The sequence below is a fragment of the Mycobacterium sp. C31M genome (genome assembly GCF_053345865.1).
The window spans coordinates 96,941-114,699 of sequence record NZ_JBKFAX010000016.1 but is presented as its reverse complement, the minus strand read 5'-3'; the positions used below and the strand labels follow the sequence as shown (position 1 = coordinate 114,699).

The following is a 17,759-nucleotide window of genomic DNA, read 5'->3' as shown; positions in this document are numbered from 1 at the left end:
CGACCGAGGAGGATGCTCGAGCATGCCGATAGCAACACCAGAGCAGTACGTGGCCATGCTGGACCGCGCCAAGGAGGGCGGCTTCGCCTATCCGGCCATCAACGTCACCGGTTCCCAGACGTTGAACGCTGCGCTGCAGGGGTTCGCCGAGGCCGCCAGTGACGGCATCATCCAGGTGTCGCTGGGCACCGCGCTCTACCTGTCCGGGAACAGGGTGCAGAACCGGTTCGCCGGATCGAAGGCGCTCGCGCTGTACGCACACGAAGTCGCACAGCACTATTCGGTGACCGTGGCGCTGCACACCGACCATTGCCCTGCCGAGAATCTTGACGACTGGGTCCGCCCGTTGATCGCCGACTCGATCGAACGCCGCAGCCGGGGACTGGACCCGCTGTACCAATCGCACATGTGGGACGGTTCCGCGGTGCCGCTCTCGGAGAACCTGCGCATCGCCGCCGATCTGCTGGAGGCCTCGGTGCAGGCGAACACACTGCTGGAGATCGAGGTCGGTGTGATCGGCGGCGAAGAGGACGGGGTATCGCACGAGATCAACGAGAAGCTCTACACCACCGTCGACGATGCGCGGGCCACTGTGCAGGCCTTGGGCACCGGGGAACGTGGCCGCTATCTGACCGCTCTGACCTTCGGCAACGTGCACGGTGTTTACCACCCGGAGTCTGTTCATCTGCGCCCGGAGATCCTCGCCGAGATCCAGACCGTCGTCGGCGCCGAAACCGGCCGGGACAAACCGTTCGATCTCGTCTTCCACGGCGGATCGGGTTCCAGTGCAGCGGATATCGCGGCGGCCGTGGCAAGCGGTGTGGTCAAGATGAACGTCGACACCGACACCCAGTACGCCTTCACCCGGTCGATCGCCGGTCACATGATCGGCAAGTACGACAAGGTGCTCAAGGTCGACGGCGGCTACGGCGACAAGAAGGCCTACGACCCGAGGTCATGGGGTAAGCCGGCCGAGAATGCCATGGCCGCACGGGTTGTCGAGGCAGCGCAGACACTGGGATCGGCCGGCCGGGCGATGCGTTAGATCCGGCCGCCCGGAAACATCGTGCGGACCACCTCGGTGATCGTCTCCCGTGCCGTCGCGTCGTCCACGGGCTGCAGTGAGCCGATCGCCATCACGTACCGTCGGTCGGGTCCGATCGTGCCGGTGGAGACATGCACCTGGTTCGACGGACTCCAGCAGCAGAACCAGCCCTGCTTCACCGCGACCTTCTCGGCGTAGAGCCCCTCGGGAATCCCGAAGCGTTGGGGATAACCGTCGATCCCGAGCGGTGTGGAGCGGGCGAGGTCGCCCAGGATGACATCGGCCTGTGCACGCGGCAGTCCGCCGCTGCCGTCCAGCAATTTCGAGTAGTACCGGACCAGATCGCCCGCGGTGCTCTGTGCGACATCCCAGTTCCCGTCGTATGGCGCCAGGGTGGCCGCCAGTCCGTACCGTGCCTTGACCCGCGCGATGATCGCGTTGCGCCCGCTGCGCTGCCAAAACGTCTCGGCCGCATTGTCATCGGAGGACCGCAGCATGACGTCCAGGGCGCGGCGATCATCCGCGCTCAGGTCCGTCTCGCCACGTGACGCCTGCAGCAGCAGGTCGTCGGCGATGAACAGCTTCACCACGGACGCGATCGGAAAGGTCCGGTCGGCGCCGTCGCCGATGAACTCGCCGGTCTCGCGGTCCAGCACGGCCACCCCGATGGTGGCACCGGAGTCCGCCACTGCCTGGCGAGTGCGGGTCTGGAGCCCGTCAAATGAGGCCGGCGGCCCGGCCGGGGCGGCCACCGTCGGTGCCGCCACTGTGGCATCCGGTGCGGCTTCGGCGGCCGGCGGTGTGCTCGGTACCTCCCCGGCGCACCCGGCACACAGCATCGCGACCGCACCGGCCGCCGCGGCTGTCCTGGCCCAGCGCATAGGTCCTCCCAACTCGTCGTCTCATAACAGTTTGCAACCTGAACGGTTGCAATGTGATTCATGAGTGGCAGCAAACACGTTCGGCGACCTAAATTTTTGAGGTGCGCCGCCGAACCATGCTCCAACTGTCTGCTCTGACGGCTGCGGGAGCGGCGCTCACCTGGTCGCCGCCCGCGTCGGCGGCGCCCACGCGGTGGACCGCCGAGCAGGCGCACGCGTGGTACCGGCAACAGGGCTGGTTGGTCGGCGCGAACTACATTCCCGCCACGGCGGCCAACCAGATCGAGATGTGGCAGGCCGGCACCTACGATCCACGTCGCATCAACACCGAGCTGCAGATCGCCCGCACCATCGGGTTCAACACGGTCCGGGTGTTCCTGCACGACCAACTGTGGGCCCAGGACCGCGCCGGCTTCCTGCGCCGCATCGGTCAGTTCGTCGACATTTCTGCGGCCAACGGCATCAAACCGCTGTTCGTGTTCTTCGACTCCTGCTGGGATCCGCACCCGCAGCTGGGCCAGCAGAAGGCGCCGACTGCGGGGGTGCACAACTCGCGGTGGGTGCAGAGCCCCGGCGCCGAGATGATCGACAACCCGCGCTACCGCCCGGTGCTGCGTGACTATGTCACCGGCGTGGTGGGCGCCTTTCGTAACGACGCCCGGGTGCTCGGGTGGGATCTGTGGAACGAGCCGGACAATCCGGCACCCCAGTACGGCGACGTCGAACGTGATGACAAAGACGAGGTTGTCGCGGAACTGTTACCGCAGGTCTTCGACTGGGCGCGGTCGGTGAATCCGACGCAGCCGCTGACCAGTGGTGTCTGGGAAGGGTCCTTCCGCAACCCGACGGGCATCCCGAAGATGCAACTCGACAACTCCGACATCATCACGTTCCACAGTTATGCCGAGCCTGGGACCTTCGAGGACAAGATCGACGAACTCGTCCCGCTCGGGCGGCCGATCATGTGTACCGAATACCTCGCGCGAGCGGATGGCAGCACAGTCGAGGACATCCTGCCGGTCGCCAAGCGCCGCGGCGTGGGGGCCTACAACTGGGGACTGATCGCCGGACGGACGCAGACGTACTTCCCGTGGGATTCCTGGGACGACCCGTATGACGCCGCACCGGAGAAGTGGATGCACGACCTGGTCGACCCCGAGGGCCGTGCGTTCCGGGGCAGTGAGATCGAGACGATCCAGAAGCTGTCCGGGCGAGTCTGAGGATCAGGCCCGGAGTCCGGTCACGGCGAATCGCTCGACCTCGGCGACATGCCCACCCGTCCACACCACCACGGTGAGCGCACCCGGCTGCGGGGGCGACGTGGCGACCCTTGCCGACCAGGGTTGAGCCTCACCCCCGGCGGGGACGCAGCAGAACTCTCCGAGTACCTCGCCCCCTGTGCCCTGGTGTACCTGCAGATGCAGGCTCTCGTCCACGCCGGTGATGGTGCCGCCGGCATCGATCACCGATCCCGCGGTGCTGCCGTACGGCGGCGAGGTGAGGGCGAGATCGTCGTCGAGGCTGCCGACGACTTCCCAGGGCGCATCCGGGGCGGTGCCGAACCGGGCGAGGTGGATTGTCGCGGCGGTGTGGGAATCGCCGTTGGGTGATGCGTAGCCGACGCCGACCCATGCCTCGTCGACGTGTTCGGTGACGGTGGTGGTCCGATCGATCTCGGCGAAGCCCAGGTAGTCCCTGGCGAAATGCAGTGCCGTTTCCTGCGGATCGCGGTGCCACGCTGTGTTCGCCGACATCGCCTCGGCCTCGGAGGCGAACGGCCACAGCGGTAGATAAGGAAAGGTCTCCGAAACCGGGTTGTCGACGGGATCGGCCGGCGCGGGCGTTGCCAACTGCCCGCCACCGACGACGAGCACTGCGCCGAGGATCAGCACGCTCGATGCGGTTGTGATGGGTTTTGAGGCCATGTCTCCATGGTGCGGCAATATTGCCGGGTGGACATCGCCACCGCGTCTTCGTAGCCTGTCCGAGACAACGATGCCGGGCCACGAACGGTCCTTGCAAACCGAAGGATCGTGACTTTCCGTATGACCCGTGTGCGCCATACCTTGCGGCGAGCGGTATGCGGGTCGGCGGCTGTCCTGGTGCTCGCCGCGTCCATGGCCGATGCGAAAGCAGACCCGGCAGCCGACGCGTTGGCAAAACTCGACGAGTTGTCCAGTCAGGCCCTGGAGAGCCGGGAGGCCGTCACCGCCGCTCAGCGTGATGCCGACGCCAGGCTGGCCGAGCAGACCGCTGCCGAAGGTCGCCATCGGGCCGATCTTGCGGCGCTCGAGGCGGCCAACGCCCAGCTTGCTCCCTACCAGGCCGCAGCGGACCGGGTCGCCGCGATGACCTACATGAACGGCAGCAACGGTCAGCTGGCGGCGCTGCTGAACGCGGGCTCCCCACAGCAGCTGATCGACAAGCTATCCCTGCAGCGGGCGGTCGCCGCGCAGACCGCCGACCAGATCGCGGCGTTCAAGGTGGCCCGCGAGCACGCCGCCGGCGCCGCCCGGGTCTCGGAGCGCTCGGCCGCGGAGGCGCGCGCCGCGGCCGACAAGGCCGCCGCCGTGCAGGCCGAGTTGCAGGGCAAACTGCGTGAACTGCTCAGCCAGATCGCTGCCGCCGAGGCGCAGTATGCGGCGCTGACCCCGCAGCAGCAGGCGGTCATCGATAACGCGCCGCCGCCCGCCGCGCCGCCGGCTCCCCAGGACCCGGCGATCCTCGCGATGCCCGGCCAGCCGCCGGCCGATGTGCCGCCTCCACTGCTCGCCGCCGCTGCGGTGGACATCCCGGAAGCGCTGCCCGTCGGCGTCGCGAACGAACGCGGCCTGCAGCCCAAGGCCGTCCTGGCCGCGCGCGCCGTGAGCCAGCAGTTCCCGCAGATCTCCGAGATCGGTGGGGTCCGGCCGGACTCGAAGCCGTGGCATCCCAGTGGTCTGGCCATCGACATCATGATTCCGAACCCGAACAGCCCGGAGGGTATTGCGCTCGGTGATCAGATCATGGCGTTCGCGATGGCCAATGCCGCCCGGTTCGGGTTACAGGATGTGATCTGGCGCGGGACGTACTACACACCGGCGGGTCCGCAGGCGAGCGGGTACGGCCACTACGACCACGTGCACATCACCGTCACGCGCTGATTCGCCGACCCTCACTGCGACCACACCGTTCCCTGCACCTACCGGGCATGCCCGCCTCGCTGGATTCGCAGCCCTGGATCCTGTTCGGGGCGTGGTCGGCGCTCGGTGCAGTCTTCCGCTGCGAATCCCGACGGGGTCGCGCCGGGTGAAGACGCCGAACACCGTCTGCTCGTCGCCCTGAAACAGCGCGGTTAGCGCGCGCTCCACTCGGCGGTGCGCTCCGGTGCGGCCTCGGCAAGTGCCGTGCGGGTGGCGTCGGCACCAAAATCCTTACCGTAGACCGGTGTTCCGGGCTGTTGGCGCCACGATTGCGAGATGGGGCCGGCGTCGACGGGATCGAATCCGAGCGCATCGACGACACCGTGGACCAGCTCCCTACTCGGTCCGTCCGCACCCGCGATCGGCAGTGCGATGCGGTTTGCAGTGCCGGCGGGAACGCCTTTTTCCAGCAGGTGCTTCCAGAAGATGCCGTTGAACACCTTGTACACCGGAGCACCGATCTGCTCGGCAACCCACGCGCTCTCGACCTGACCGTCCTCGATCCCGACGATCTCGCCGTCGCGCTGCTGCGGGTAGTAATTGTTGGTCTCGATCACCGGGGCACCCGGCGTGCGGCCGTCGACGATGCCGTCGGCGAGGTCAGGGACATTCTTCTGCGGGATGCTCACGATGACGAGGTCGGCGTCGGTCGCGGCGTCTTTGGCCCAGACCGCGGTCGCACCCGTTTCGGCGGCCAGCTCCGCGAGCGTCTCGGGCGATCGTGAATTCGCGACGTACACCTCGTGGCCGAGGTCGCGCAGTCTGCGCGTCAGGGTGCCGCCGATCTTGCCCGCTCCGATGATTCCGATCCTCATTTGTCGCACAACGGCAGGCGTTCGACCACTATTCCGAGGTGCGGACGTACGCCGCGGGTCCAGGCCGTGAACTTTATGTGCGCAAGCTGGCAGATGCACCGACCTGTCGGGACGATGGAGGTGATGACGCCGAGCGAAAGGCCCATGTGTGACAGCCGCACCGCAGTCCACCGAGCAACGCCGCAAGCCGCACTGGTCACTGGCCCGGACCTGGCTGCTGCAGCCAGGGATCCCGGATGGAGGTGCAACCTACGACGCGGCGGTCGCAGGTAGCGCGGATGCGGTGGTCCTCGACATCGAAGACGGATTACCCGCAGCGCAGAAGAGCGCAGGGCGCGCGGCGGTGGCGCAGTGGCTGGCTGGCGGCACGCGGGCGTGGGTGCGGATCAACGATGTGACGACACCGGAATGGGCGCCGGACCTGGAGGCCGTGGCGGCGACCGAAGGCTTGCTCGGGGTGATGCTGGCCAAGACCGAATCCCCCGACGATGTGGAGGCGACTGCGGCCCGGTTGCCGGCCGGCACACCGCTGGTTGCGCTCGTCGAGTCGGCGATCGGCATCGAGGCGGTCTCCGAGATCGCGCGGGCGGCGGCATGTTCGCGGATTGCATTCGGGCTCGGTGACTTTCGGCGGGATACCGGTATGAGCGATGACCCGATGGTGCTCGCCTACGCGCGATCGCGCCTGGTGATCGCCAGCCGAGCGGCCGGCATCCCCGCTCCCATCGACGGCCCGACGCTGCGTAATCAGTCCCGCCACCTGGCTCGTGAGACGGCGGTCGCCAAGGCCGCCGGCATGACCGGTCGCTTGTGCCTGGATCCTGACCACACCGAATCGATCAACAGTCTGCTCAGCCCGTCCGCGCTGGATATCGACGAGGCCCGCCGGACACTTGCCCGCCTCGAGGCACCCTCGGGAGAGTACGACGGGAGCGTCGGACCTACCCGGGCCCGTGCCCAGGCCGTTTTGGACCTTGCCGAGAAGCTCGGTCTGGCCTGATCGTCAGGGGTGCAGGTTCCATTGGCCGACGTCGGAGGCCAGCACATCGTTGACGTCGACGCGGATCCCGCCGACCACCGGCCCGGGGTTTGACGCGGTGTCGATGACGCGCTGATACAGCACCGCCGCGGGATGGATCTGGCCGCCCGACCACGACCGGGTCTGCCACACCCACGCCTTCCCGGGTGTACTGGATCGTCCGACGACACCACTGGCGATGGCCCACTCGCAGGGTCGGATGCCTGCGTAGATGCCGGTGCGCATCTGGCCCAATACGGAGTTGATGCCCCGAAACCATTGCAGAGCAACGGTGTCCCAGGTGTTGCGGTCGATATCGTCGTCGACACTGAAGTAGACCGGCGCGGTCTGGCCGCCGCCCGCCGCGGTGTGCAGTTGCCACGCGGTGCGCGCGTCGGCCACCCCGCCGGCGAAGCCACGGGTGAAGTCCGACGGCGCAGTTCCGCCGGGTTTGCCGTACTGGAAATTGCTGACGATCACCAACCCGGCGGCATTCAACGACTGGGCATACGGCAAGGTGATCGGCTTGGCGCCGAACGAGGAACCGGGCCGCGAGGTCGACACGTAGTTGATCACCCCGGCGTGGCCGGCGGCCCGGATGTCGGCTGCCGGGATCTGTTTCATCGCGTAGTCGATCAGCGTGGGCGCGGCGGCGGCTGCCGTGGGAGTGCCGGCGGTCGCAGCGACACCGAGTCCGGCCAGCGCCGACCCTGCGTAGCGCAGCGCGTCACGCCGGGAGATCGACACCGCGTGATGTTAACAAAGTGGCTGTTGGGATCGATGTTGCCACGCCGGGGCCCCGGCTACGCTTCGCGCCACCGATGAGGGTCGACCTCCAGCGCCGCGCGGTCCCAGCCCGCCAGATCCGCGGCCGCGACGTAGGAGAACTCCAGAAAGTCCAGCACCAGCTGCTCCGGATCACTGGCTGTGCGGACCGTCTCGTACGGCAAGAGGTACTGGCGCAGCTTGGTGTCGTAGAAGGCGCCGTCGGGGCATCCGGGGAATTGTGCGTAGCCGTCCGGCTCGGGATAGGAATAGGCGTAGAAGGCCCCCTCGTCGCCACCGCCGGGCCAGAATCCGCAACTGGTCAGCTCGTGGGAGTAGCCCTCGACCATCACCCAGTCACCACAGTTGGGTGCCCCGCCCGGGTGCGGCGGTGCGGAACGCCCGGAGAACCGGCTGCACGCCAGGTCGAACGAGCCCCAGAAGAAGTGCACCGGACTGACTTTCCCGATGAATCGGGACCGGAACTGGCCGATGACGCGGTCGGCCGCGATGAGCTGTTGCCAGAATCTGCCGGCCGCGTCCGGATCGTAGGCCGCATGAAAGTTCTCGGCGAAGGGGACCGCCGGGTCCACCTCGTTGGGGCCCGCGGAGATCCGGACATCGACACCCAGGTCGGCGAGCAGTGCCAGCACCTCGTCGTGGAACTGCGCGACGGAACGGTGACGTAGCGAGAGCGCGCCGGAACCACCGTCGCTGACCCGAACTTTCACTGCGTGGTCGATGAAGTCGAACTCGACGTCCAACATGCGGGTATCCACCGGAATCGCCGATGTCGTCAGCCCGCGGGGGGACACGTACAGCGGCACCTGCCACCAATGGTTGAGCAGCGGCGCATGCGCGAGTCGCACCTTCCCGATGATCTGGGTCCACATGTGCAATGTCTGGCGTGTGGGTTCCCAGTCGTCGACGCGTAGTGCCGGCCATCCGGCGGTCTGGCTCATGGCGTTCTCCCTTGTCTCGTAAGGTATCTCCGGCGACCTTTATGATGCTTTCAGTTGCGGATGGTGCCGGTGGTCGTAATCGGCGAGCAGGTCGCGTAACTGGGCCCGGCCGCGGTGTAGGCGGGACATCACCGTGCCCACCGGCGTGCCGGTGATACCGGCGATGTCCTTGTGCGGAAAGCCCACGACATCGGCATAGAACACGGCGATCCGGAAACATTCCGGGAGTGCACCCAGGGCATCTCTGATGTCGCCGTCCGACATCGAGTCCAGCGCCATGGCCTCGGCGGATCGCGTCCGGTACCGGGGGTCGGTCGCAAGTTGGCTGTCGGTGAACTCGGTCGATGCGACCTCGGTGGGTCGACTCGAGCGCTTGCGATGGTTGCTGATGTGGGTGTTGGCGAGCACCCGGAAGAGCCATGCTCGCAGGTTGGTTCCCGGCTGAAACGTCTGAAAACTCTTGTAGGCCTTCAGCATGACTTCCTGGGTGAGGTCTTCGGCATCGGCGCGATGCCGCGTCAGCTGCAGCGCGCTGTAGAAGATCTGGTCACGCAGGGGCAAGGCATCACGTTCGAAGCGGGCGGCCAGATCGGCGCCGGCCGCGTCAGGTTCGCGGCGGCGCGAAGTTGTCGGAGCGTGGTCCACCGTGTCTCCCGCCGGGGGTCTCGTCGGCCGCTGAGTACATTTGTACCGTAAGTACATTTGTACCGCAACCGGGCTGTCAAGCCCCGCCGGTGTGTGAGCAGTCGGTGCTGCCGCGGCGTGAGTAAGCTGGATCGGCTAGGAGAACCTGTACCGCCGGTACCTGTGTGCCGACACTAGGAGAGTGGGCGATCGCTACCCGCAAGACTGCGGAACAGATCTGCGCGGACATTGTCGACGCGGCCATCGAGGTCGCCGGTCGCAAGGGCATCGACGCGCTGACGCACCGCGCCGTCGCTCAGGCCGCCGGAGTCTCGCTGTCCTCGACCACCTATCACTACGCGTCGCGCGAGGACATCATCGCCGCCGCCTTCCGGCACACCGTGGCCACCGAACTCGCCGAGATGCGTGCCGACACCGATCGACTCGCGGCCATGGCCCGCAGCGCGCCGAACAAGGTGCGCTCCGCCGTGGACGAGTGGCTGCGCAAGATCATGGTCTCCGCGCCGCGCGGGCGCGTCTACATGCGGGCTCAGTACGAGTTCCAGCTTTATGCCGTGGCCAAACCGTCCATGCGCGACGAGGTCCGGGCCTGGCAGGACGAGACGGGCGAACTCTTCGCGCGCCTGTTCGAGGTCCTCGGTGCGCGCGAGCCCAAGGTTGCCGGCCAGCTCGTGGTGGCCGCGGTCGACGGGTTACGTCTGGCATTCCTGACCAGTACCCAATCCAGCGCGGAGGCGGACAAAGCCTGTACCCCCGCACTGGTCTGGCTCACCAAGCGCATCCTCGACGATTGAGCGCGTGCGCAGCTCACTCTGCCGGCGTCACATCCGACCCTGAACCCTTGACCGATGCCTTGGCCCGCTTCTCGGCCCGCACGGCCCTGCTGCCGCGGACGAACCCGGTGGATGAGATGGTCGCCGACACCAGCGCATCCTCACCGCCGACGAACGGATGGAACCCGACGCCGGCACCGCCGCGACCCTTGACCGGGATATCGGCGACTTCGGTGACCTTCCAACCCCTCTCGGATATCGAGAGGATCGCCTCGCCGTTGCCACACGACACCGGCAGCGCGGCGATCACGGTGTCCTCCGGATCGCCGTCGCTCGCGAGCTTCACCCCGGCGACACCATTGCCGGCTGCGCCCTGCGGATTCACCACCATGGGGTCGATGCGCAGAATTTTGCCGCGCCGGGTCACCAGCGCCAGGTGATGGCCGTCGGGCAGGACACCCGAGCGCAACAGGCCGGTGATGTCCGGGGCAACCGGGATATCGCGGATCTTGAACGGCAGCCCGCCGCCGGTGGTGAACTTCACCCGGCCATCGGTCCACACCGCCCAACCCAGGCCCGAGGTGAGCAGCTCGCCGTGGCTGTCGGAGAACACGCCGCGGTCGTCGAGTCGCCAGGAGGCGTTGACCTTACGTTCCCGCGGACCGTCCTCGTCGGAGCCGGACGCGACCGGGGTAGCCTCGGTATCCAGCACCGTGCGGCGGTCGAACTCGGCCCCCTTGAACAGTTTTGCGGTCTCCACCAGTTCCTTGTCGATGACCTTGCGGCGGGCATCCGGATCGTTCACCAGCTCGGTCAGCTCCGCAAACTCGGCGTCGAGTTTGTCTGCCTCGGCTTGCAATTCGATGACGTCGAGCTTGGTCAGCCTGCGAAGTTGCAGGGCCAGTACGTAGTTGGCCTGCTCCTCATCGATTTTGAAGCGCTCCTGCAGGCCGGTGCGTGCATCGTCGACGGTGTCGGAACCGCGGATGACCGCGACCGCCGCGTCGATGTCCAGGTGGATCTTCATCAGGCCGGCCACCAGATGCCTACGTGCGGTGACCTTTTCCAGCCGGTACTGGCTGCGATGCAGCACCACCGAGTCGCGCAGATGCAGGAAGGCGCCGATCAGTTCGCGCACGTTCCACCAACGCGGCACCCGGTCCTCGTCGAGGGCGACCAGGCTGGCCGCGAACGTCGACTCCAGCGGTGTCAGCGCCAGCAGCTGGTCGCGGATCTGTTCGGCACTGGTTCCGCGCTTGGCGGTGACGACGATGCGCAGGCCGTTGCGGCGGTCGGTGAGGTCGGACATATCCGCCACACCCGACATCTCACCGGATTCGACCAGCGCCCGAATCCTGTCCTGGACAGTGTTACTCGCGACGCCGGGTGGCAGCTCGGTGACGATGCAGTTCTTACCCTCGACCGTGATCGTGCCGCGGACCGTCAACTGGCCGCGGCCGGTGGTGATGTAGTCGCGCAACCCCGCGGTGCCAACCACGGTGGCCCCGCACCCCCAATCGGGGCCCGGGATCAACTTCATCAGCGTGTCGTCGGTCGTGTTCGGCCGTGCCAGCAGGGCCCGGCAGGCGGCCATGATCTCCCGAGGATTGTGCGCGGGCACCTTGGTCGCCCAGCCCTCGGCGATACCGACCGCGCCGTTGCACAGCAGCACCGGCCACTGCGCGGGCAGCATCGTCGGCTCGGTCCACTCACCGTCGAAGGTCTGCACCATCGGCACGGCGTGATCGTCGAGTTCGGCGGTCAGCGCGGCACCCGGCGCGGACAACCGCATCTCGGTGTACCGGTCGGCGGCCGGGATATCGCCCTGGATACGCGGGAACGCACCTTGTCCGTCAATGACTTTCACACGCTGGAACTCGGCGGCCATCAACGCCGCCGCCCCGTACATCGAGGCGCCGCCGTGCGGGTGCAGGTTACCGGTGACCGCCGAGCAGATCTTCGAGGACTTCTGCGGCTTGTTGCCGGGAAGCAACTTCGAGTCGTGCATCTGGTAGAGCAGACGGCGCTGGCCGGGCTTGAGGCCGTCGAACGCCGACGGGATGGCCCGGTCGCTGACACTGTAGAGGGCAAATGTCAGCTGGTAGTGGTTCCAGTAGTCATCGGCGCTCTGGTCGAGCACCAGGTCCGGGTTCTGTTCCGGGACGTCCAGGGTGGCGGTCACGATAGGTCTCCTAGGTCAGGTCCAGCGCGGAGGTGTCGACACGGGCGGCCACATCGGCCATCCACGTGCGCCTGCCCTCCGGCGGCCCACCGAACAACGTGTGGTGCAGCTTCTTCTCGCCGTCATCGAGGTGGACTCGAATCACGGTGCGCCGCTGTGGGTCCAGCACGGTGTTCCAGAAGTCGTCCGCGTCCATCTCACCGAGACCCTTGTTGCGCTGCACCTCCACCTTGCGTTTGGAGGTGGCCTTCAACTGGGCGACCGCGGCGTCGCGTTCGGACTCGTCCTGGCAGTAGATCCGCTCGCTGCCACCGTCCTTGACGACGAACAACGGCGGCAGCGTCACATAGACCATGCCGGCCTCGACCAGCGGGCGGTAGAAGTCCAGGAACATCGAGATGAGGCTGGAGTTGATGTTGCCACCGTCGGGATCGGCATCGGAGGCGAACAGGATCCGGTCATACCGGCACTGTTCGGGATCGCAGTTGTCCCGGATCCCGCAGCCGAGGATGCGCTCGATCGAGTCGAACTCGTCCTTGACCCGCGCCTTGCTGATGGTGAACCCGTAGACGTTGGGCGGCTTGCCTTTCAGCGGGAACGCCGCCTGGAAGGTGGCGTCACGGGCGGCCTTGATGGTGCCCAGCGCCGAATCGCCCTCGCAGAGGAACAGTTCGGCTCCCGAGCCGCGCCCGGATTCCCGGCTGGGCAGCAGTTTCGGCGGCAGGGACAGGTTGGTGCCCAGGCCTTTTGCCTTGGAGGCCGCGCGCGAGCGGGCCTTGGCGCCCTCGGCGCTGCGGCGGGCCCGGGCGGACTCCAGCGCCAGTTTGGTCCACAAGGTGACGGCATCACTGTTGCCGGGGTTGGCGGCCCAGATGGTCACGCTGCGTGCCACATCCGGCGCCATCGCGACGTTGAGCGATCTCGATGAGACCGCGGTCTTGGCCTGCGAATCCCACGCCACGTCGGGTGCGCGGGTATCGACGGCCAGCGCGGTCACGGCCGCGAAATCCTGCGGTTCCGGGCCCTCTTCACCCTTGGCCAGACCCAGGTCGCGGATCCGCGAGGCGCGGTCGGACAGTGCCTCGGACAGGCCCTTCATCGCGGCATTCAGGTGCGAGCCGCCCCCGGGGGTGCGCACGGTGTTGCAGAACGCGGCCACCGTCACCGGTTCGGCCGGGCCGGCGCTCAGCGACCAGCGGAACGGCGTCGGGCCGCGGCCGGTGGTGTACTCGCCGCGCCCCTCCACGACCGCCTGCACGCCGGGGACCGGTGTGCCACCGGCGGTGCACATCAGTTCCAGCAGGGTCTCGGTGCCCCACGGTCCGTTGAACGGTTCGAGCAGCGCCGGCGGAATCTCGTCACCGGGCCAGCCCTCGTCGATGACGACCAGTTGCACACCCGGCGACATCCGGGCCGCGGCATGTGCCCGCAGCAGCACCTCACCGATGTCGACGCTGGTATCGGGCACCACGGTGGGGTCGAACAGGATGCGCACCGTCGTACCGTGTGCATCGGGCTTGCGGTTACCGGACCCGCGCAGTTTCTGGGAATCGTCGCGGGTGAAGGGGGCATTGGCGTCGAACCCCAGGTCCGCAGCGCCCTCGAAGGTGCCGGGGTAGCCGCCGCCGAAGCTCTGCAGGTAGGTCTTGCCGGCCCGGCGCACCGTGACATCGGTGCGTGCGGAGATGAACACCGCTGCGGCAGCGCCGATTCCGTTCAGGCCGGCACCGGTGCTGGCCGCGTCGGAGTGGGCGGAGAACTTGCCGCCCGCGCGGGCGGTGCCCAGCGTCTTGACGATGCCGTTCTTGCCCGTGGTCGGATCGGTGTCGACAGGTAGGCCGCGGCCGTCGTCGGCGACACTGACCGAACCGTCGGCATGCAGGGTGATCGTCACCGTCGAGCCGCCGTGGCTGGGGACGGCGACCTCCTCGATGGCGTTGTCGATGATCTCCCGCAGGGCGGTGTTGAGGACGTCGAGACCCAGGTTGACCGCCGGCCGCAGGCGTGTGTGCTGGACATCATCGAGCTCGGTGATGTCGGCGGCGGTGTAGCTCACTGCAGGTCCTTTCCGGGTGGCGGCAGCGCGGGGCTGCGCATCAATTCTGCCTTGGACCCCCGACAGGAGTAGAGCGGTCCCGGTCGTCGTGTCGCCCACAGATGGCATGATTGTGGCATGAACCGCATACGGCTCAGTACGACCGTGGACGCCGCGTTGTTGACCAGCGCACGTGGCGCACGCGCGGGTCTGACCGATGCCGCACTCATCGACGAGGCCCTCGCCGCGCTGCTGGCGCGTCATCGGACCGCCGAGGTAGATGCCGGATATGCGGCCTACGACGATCAACCGGCGGACAACCCCGACGCATGGGGTGACCTGGCGTCCTGGCGTCAGGCGGCGGGCAGTTCATGAGTCAACTCCCGGCCCGCGGTGAGGTGTGGTGGTGCGAGATGGCCGAGGTCGGTCGGCGGCCGGTTGTGGTGCTGTCGCGCGACGCGGCGATCCCGCGGTTGCGCAGAACGCTGGTCGCCCCATGCACGACCACCATCAGGGGTTTGGCCAGTGAGGTTGCCCTGGACCCCGGCGTCGATCCGATCCCGCGGCGATCTGCGGTGAATCTCGACTCGGTCGAAAGCGTCTCGGTCGGGGTTCTGGTCAGCCGGATCGGGCGCCTCTCCGACCGGCGCATGCGCGAGATCTGCGCTGCCCTCGACATCGCGGTGGCGTGCTCGACCTAATGGACACACGCCCGTGAGCACTCCGCTGCGGCGCCTGCGCGCCCCCGCGATCGACTTCGCCGCCATCCGTACGGAATTCGGTGAGCCACCGGCCTTCACCGCGCAGAGTCTCGCCGAAGCCGCTTCGGCCCCCGCAGATCTGGAGCGGACCGACCTGACGGAACTACCGTTCGTCACCGTCGACCCACCCGGCTCGCAGGACCTGGACCAGGCGGTCCACCTGGTCCGCGACGGGACCGGATTCCTGCTGCACTACGCGATCGCCGATGTCGCGGCCTTCGTCGCCCCGGGTTCGGCGCTGGACCTCCAGACACGGCAACGCGGTGTCACCGTCTATCTCCCCGACGGCAAGATCCCGCTACATCCACCGATAATCAGCGAAGGTGCAGCCAGCCTGCTGCCCGGTCAGATTCGTCCCGCAATCGTCTGGACCATCCGCACCGATGCGGATGCGGTACCGACCGATATCGGGGTGCGCCGCGCGCGGGTGCGCAGCACGGCTCAGTTGACCTATCCGCAGGTGGACGCCGGCGCAGAACCGGAGGCCTTGACCGGCCTGGCCGAGTTCGGGCAGACCCGTGCCGAACGGGTACTCGAGCGTGGCGGTATCGACCTGGGTCTGCCGGAGCAGGACGTCGAACCCACATCCGAGGGCGGATGGCAGCTGGCGCTGCGCGCGCAGACCCCGTCCGAGCGGCACAACGCGCAGGTGTCGCTGCTGACGGGGGAATGTGCTGCGGCGCTGATGCTCGACGCCGGTGTGGGGCTGCTGCGCACGGTGCCGCCGGCTCAACCGGCCGACCTCGAGCGTGTCCGGCGGGCCGCAGTCGGACTGGGTATCGACTGGCCGGCCGGGGCGGCGGCCGGCCGGGTGGTCGCGGCAGCCGACGCCGACGACCCTCGCGGAGCCGCGTTCCTCGATCTGGCCGCGACACTGCTGCGGGGCTCGTCCTACACGGCCTTCACCGACGGACCGCCTGCGCAGCCCTTGCACGCCGGTGTCGCCGCACCCTACGCACATGTGACGGCGCCGCTACGGCGCCTGGCCGACCGGTTCACGTTGGAGGCCTGCCTGGCCGGGGCCGCCGGGAATGAGCCCCCGGCTTGGGTTTTGGCGGCGCTGCCGGAACTTCCCGACGTGATGACCGGCGCGATGCGGCGGGCGAATCAGATCGAACGGGCGGCCATCGACCTGGTGGAGGCGGTCCTGTTGGCCGGCCGTGTCGGTGAGGCCTTCGATGCAGCCGTGGTCGAAGCCGCCGGCGGTGATCGGGCCGGTGAGGTGGCGCTGGATGATCCGCCGGTACGTGCAAAATGTGTGGGGCCCGACCTGGTGGCAGGGACGCGTGCGCGGGTGCGGCTCACCGAGGCCGACCCGCTCACCCGGAAGATCCGGTTTGAACAGGTCTGACCTGGCTGCACCGGAAGACGGCATACCCGACCAGAAATAGCACCGTCGCGTTCAGGCAGTGCCACAGGAAGTGGGTTCCCAGCGGGAACCGGGAACACAGCGGCTCGTCCAGCGTGCGCAGCGTCAGTGACGTGGCGATAACCGCTGCGGCGACGAACAGCAGCGTGCTGAAGCGACGGGTCTGCGCCGGCGCCCACCGCCGGACGGCCGGTCCGAACCCGACCAACACGACCAAGGCCCCCGGATAACTGCCGAGCGCCGATCGGACACCCGGTGTGGACACCACGGTGCAGGTCACCGCGACCACGGCGATCGCAGCCGGGGCGGCCAGCCAGGCCCACCGCCAGCCGGCACCCCAGATCTGGTGTACCGCAACAACAGCTGCCAGCTGGATGAACACCGCGATGGACAGCGAATCGAGCATCCCGGTGAATCCGGTGGCGAAGGTGTGGAACGCCAGACTGCACAGACCGACCGCCGCGGTCGTGACCGGTAGCAGCCAGACGCTCACCGGGACCGGATGTCTCGACCGGATGAACAGCCGGACCAGGAACCCGGCGGCGATCAGGAAGGCGAAGTTGGTCACCGCATTGACCGGTTCGGCCCACAACCCGGGGGCCAGGCGCTCACAGTGTCAACGCAATACGGCCAACGGGTTTCGAAACCTAACCGCCGACGGTCTCGCGGCCCTGCAGTGCCGAGACCACCAGATTGCTCTTCGGCAGCGGTTCGCCGGCTTCGACGGCCTTGGCCCAGTCGGCGGTGGGGGCCACCGCAGCGAAGTTGGACTGGTACAGCACCATCAGGGTGGTGTGCAGCGTCTCGGCACTGACATGGCCGGCCTCGTTGGCCAGGTTGATCGCCCCGCTGGCATCGGACAGGATCTCGGCGGTGAACCCGAGTCCCTCGGCCTCGACCGCGGTGCCCAGATCACAGTTGTTTGTCATGTACCCGACGATGGTGATGGTGTCGATCTGGTTGGTGCGCAACCATTCCGCCACATCGGTGCCGGCGAACACACTGCCATACTCCTTGTGCACATGCTTCCACGACGGATCCACCGCGGCGACGATGTCGGGGTGTAGTTCCCAACCGGCAGTGCCCTCCACGAAGACCGGGGCGCCCTCGGGCATCCGGTGCTGCACCACGATGACGGGGATATCCTGCGCCGCAGCGGTTCCGATGGCGGAGACGATATTGGCCAGCGATTCTTGCCGCGGCGGGTGGTGGATCTCAAGGGGTCCGGCGAAGTACTCCTGCTGGACATCGACGACGATCAGGGCGCGGCGTGGTGTGGTCATGAACCCATCGTGGGCGATCGATCTTGCAGGGGCGAGTGGCATG

General features: G+C 67.6%; 17 protein-coding genes and 1 pseudogene. 8 read left to right on the top strand and 10 right to left on the bottom strand.

What is annotated here, in order from left to right; all coding sequences use genetic code 11:
• Nucleotides 1-22: 22 nt before the first annotated feature.
• Complete coding sequence (gene fbaA / locus ACLBYA_RS23330; RefSeq protein ID WP_447711829.1) at nucleotides 23-1,045, top strand: class II fructose-bisphosphate aldolase; 1,023 nt, start codon at nucleotides 23-25, stop codon at nucleotides 1,043-1,045.
• Here fbaA and ACLBYA_RS23325 read toward each other — a convergent pair.
• A complete protein-coding gene (locus tag ACLBYA_RS23325; protein ID WP_447711828.1) occupies nucleotides 1,042-1,926 on the bottom strand; it encodes a serine hydrolase in 885 nt (294 codons plus the stop codon). The genes fbaA and ACLBYA_RS23325 overlap by 4 nt on opposite strands.
• Before the next feature lie 101 nt (nucleotides 1,927-2,027).
• Between ACLBYA_RS23325 and ACLBYA_RS23320 the strand changes: the two genes are divergently transcribed.
• Nucleotides 2,028-3,146, top strand: a complete 1,119-nt coding sequence (locus ACLBYA_RS23320) for a cellulase family glycosylhydrolase (RefSeq protein ID WP_447711827.1) — start codon at nucleotides 2,028-2,030, stop codon at nucleotides 3,144-3,146.
• A 3-nt stretch (nucleotides 3,147-3,149) separates the two neighbouring features.
• Here ACLBYA_RS23320 and ACLBYA_RS23315 read toward each other — a convergent pair whose 3' ends face one another.
• A complete protein-coding gene (locus ACLBYA_RS23315) occupies nucleotides 3,150-3,851 on the bottom strand; it encodes a hypothetical protein (RefSeq protein WP_447711826.1) in 702 nt (233 codons plus the stop codon).
• A gap of 120 nt (nucleotides 3,852-3,971) precedes the next feature.
• Here ACLBYA_RS23315 and ACLBYA_RS23310 point away from each other — a divergent pair, with 120 nt between their 5' ends.
• Nucleotides 3,972-5,069: a coiled-coil domain-containing protein gene (locus ACLBYA_RS23310; RefSeq protein WP_447711825.1), complete on the top strand. Its 1,098-nt coding sequence runs from the start codon at nucleotides 3,972-3,974 to the stop codon at nucleotides 5,067-5,069.
• A gap of 191 nt (nucleotides 5,070-5,260) precedes the next feature.
• Here the strand turns inward: ACLBYA_RS23310 and ACLBYA_RS23305 are convergent, their stop codons facing one another.
• Nucleotides 5,261-5,923: an NADPH-dependent F420 reductase gene (locus ACLBYA_RS23305; RefSeq protein WP_447711824.1), complete on the bottom strand. Its 663-nt coding sequence runs from the start codon at nucleotides 5,921-5,923 to the stop codon at nucleotides 5,261-5,263.
• 148 nt (nucleotides 5,924-6,071) lie between these two features.
• On the opposite strand from ACLBYA_RS23305, the gene ACLBYA_RS23300 reads away from it, so the two are divergent.
• Nucleotides 6,072-6,923: an HpcH/HpaI aldolase/citrate lyase family protein gene (locus ACLBYA_RS23300; RefSeq protein WP_447711823.1), complete on the top strand. Its 852-nt coding sequence runs from the start codon at nucleotides 6,072-6,074 to the stop codon at nucleotides 6,921-6,923.
• 3 nt (nucleotides 6,924-6,926) lie between these two features.
• On the opposite strand, the gene ACLBYA_RS23295 is transcribed toward ACLBYA_RS23300, so the two are convergent.
• From ACLBYA_RS23295 to ACLBYA_RS23285, 3 genes are read right to left on the bottom strand one after another with little or no spacing between them, the layout of a single operon-like run.
• Entirely contained in the window at nucleotides 6,927-7,688 is a 762-nt protein-coding gene (locus tag ACLBYA_RS23295; RefSeq protein WP_447711822.1) for a DUF1906 domain-containing protein, read from the bottom strand.
• Nucleotides 7,689-7,744: 56 nt separating this feature from the next.
• Nucleotides 7,745-8,668: a DUF5996 family protein gene (locus tag ACLBYA_RS23290; protein ID WP_447711821.1), complete on the bottom strand. Its 924-nt coding sequence runs from the start codon at nucleotides 8,666-8,668 to the stop codon at nucleotides 7,745-7,747.
• A gap of 39 nt (nucleotides 8,669-8,707) precedes the next feature.
• Nucleotides 8,708-9,313 carry a sigma-70 family RNA polymerase sigma factor gene (locus ACLBYA_RS23285; RefSeq protein ID WP_447711820.1) on the bottom strand — a complete coding sequence of 202 codons (606 nt, stop codon included), beginning with the start codon at nucleotides 9,311-9,313 and terminating at the stop codon, nucleotides 8,708-8,710.
• A gap of 164 nt (nucleotides 9,314-9,477) precedes the next feature.
• Between ACLBYA_RS23285 and ACLBYA_RS23280 the strand changes: the two genes are divergently transcribed.
• Nucleotides 9,478-10,107, top strand: a complete 630-nt coding sequence (locus ACLBYA_RS23280; RefSeq protein WP_447711819.1) for a TetR/AcrR family transcriptional regulator — start codon at nucleotides 9,478-9,480, stop codon at nucleotides 10,105-10,107.
• A 13-nt stretch (nucleotides 10,108-10,120) separates the two neighbouring features.
• Here ACLBYA_RS23280 and ACLBYA_RS23275 read toward each other — a convergent pair whose 3' ends face one another.
• Nucleotides 10,121-12,268 (bottom strand): DNA gyrase subunit A, encoded by a 2,148-nt coding sequence (locus ACLBYA_RS23275; RefSeq protein ID WP_447711818.1) that lies wholly within the window; start codon nucleotides 12,266-12,268, stop codon nucleotides 10,121-10,123.
• A 10-nt stretch (nucleotides 12,269-12,278) separates the two neighbouring features.
• Nucleotides 12,279-14,324, bottom strand: coding sequence for a toprim domain-containing protein (locus ACLBYA_RS23270; RefSeq protein ID WP_447711817.1), 2,046 nt, complete (start codon nucleotides 14,322-14,324; stop codon nucleotides 12,279-12,281).
• A gap of 102 nt (nucleotides 14,325-14,426) precedes the next feature.
• Between ACLBYA_RS23270 and ACLBYA_RS23265 the strand changes: the two are divergent.
• The 3 genes and pseudogenes from ACLBYA_RS23265 to ACLBYA_RS23255 all read left to right on the top strand — a co-directional run.
• Nucleotides 14,427-14,678: pseudogene (locus tag ACLBYA_RS23265) on the top strand (type II toxin-antitoxin system antitoxin MazE5); the annotation flags it as partial.
• Nucleotides 14,675-15,004: a type II toxin-antitoxin system PemK/MazF family toxin gene (locus ACLBYA_RS23260; RefSeq protein ID WP_447711816.1), complete on the top strand. Its 330-nt coding sequence runs from the start codon at nucleotides 14,675-14,677 to the stop codon at nucleotides 15,002-15,004. The pseudogene ACLBYA_RS23265 and the gene ACLBYA_RS23260, both read left to right, overlap by 4 nt.
• Before the next feature lie 13 nt (nucleotides 15,005-15,017).
• Nucleotides 15,018-16,415, top strand: a complete 1,398-nt coding sequence (locus ACLBYA_RS23255; protein ID WP_447711815.1) for an RNB domain-containing ribonuclease — start codon at nucleotides 15,018-15,020, stop codon at nucleotides 16,413-16,415.
• Here ACLBYA_RS23255 and ACLBYA_RS23250 read toward each other — a convergent pair.
• Nucleotides 16,384-17,025 (bottom strand): ceramidase domain-containing protein, encoded by a 642-nt coding sequence (locus ACLBYA_RS23250; protein WP_447711814.1) that lies wholly within the window; start codon nucleotides 17,023-17,025, stop codon nucleotides 16,384-16,386. The genes ACLBYA_RS23255 and ACLBYA_RS23250 overlap by 32 nt on opposite strands.
• A 55-nt stretch (nucleotides 17,026-17,080) precedes the next feature.
• Nucleotides 17,081-17,716 (bottom strand): isochorismatase family protein, encoded by a 636-nt coding sequence (locus ACLBYA_RS23245; protein WP_447711813.1) that lies wholly within the window; start codon nucleotides 17,714-17,716, stop codon nucleotides 17,081-17,083.
• Between the last annotated feature and the right edge of the window lie 43 nt (nucleotides 17,717-17,759).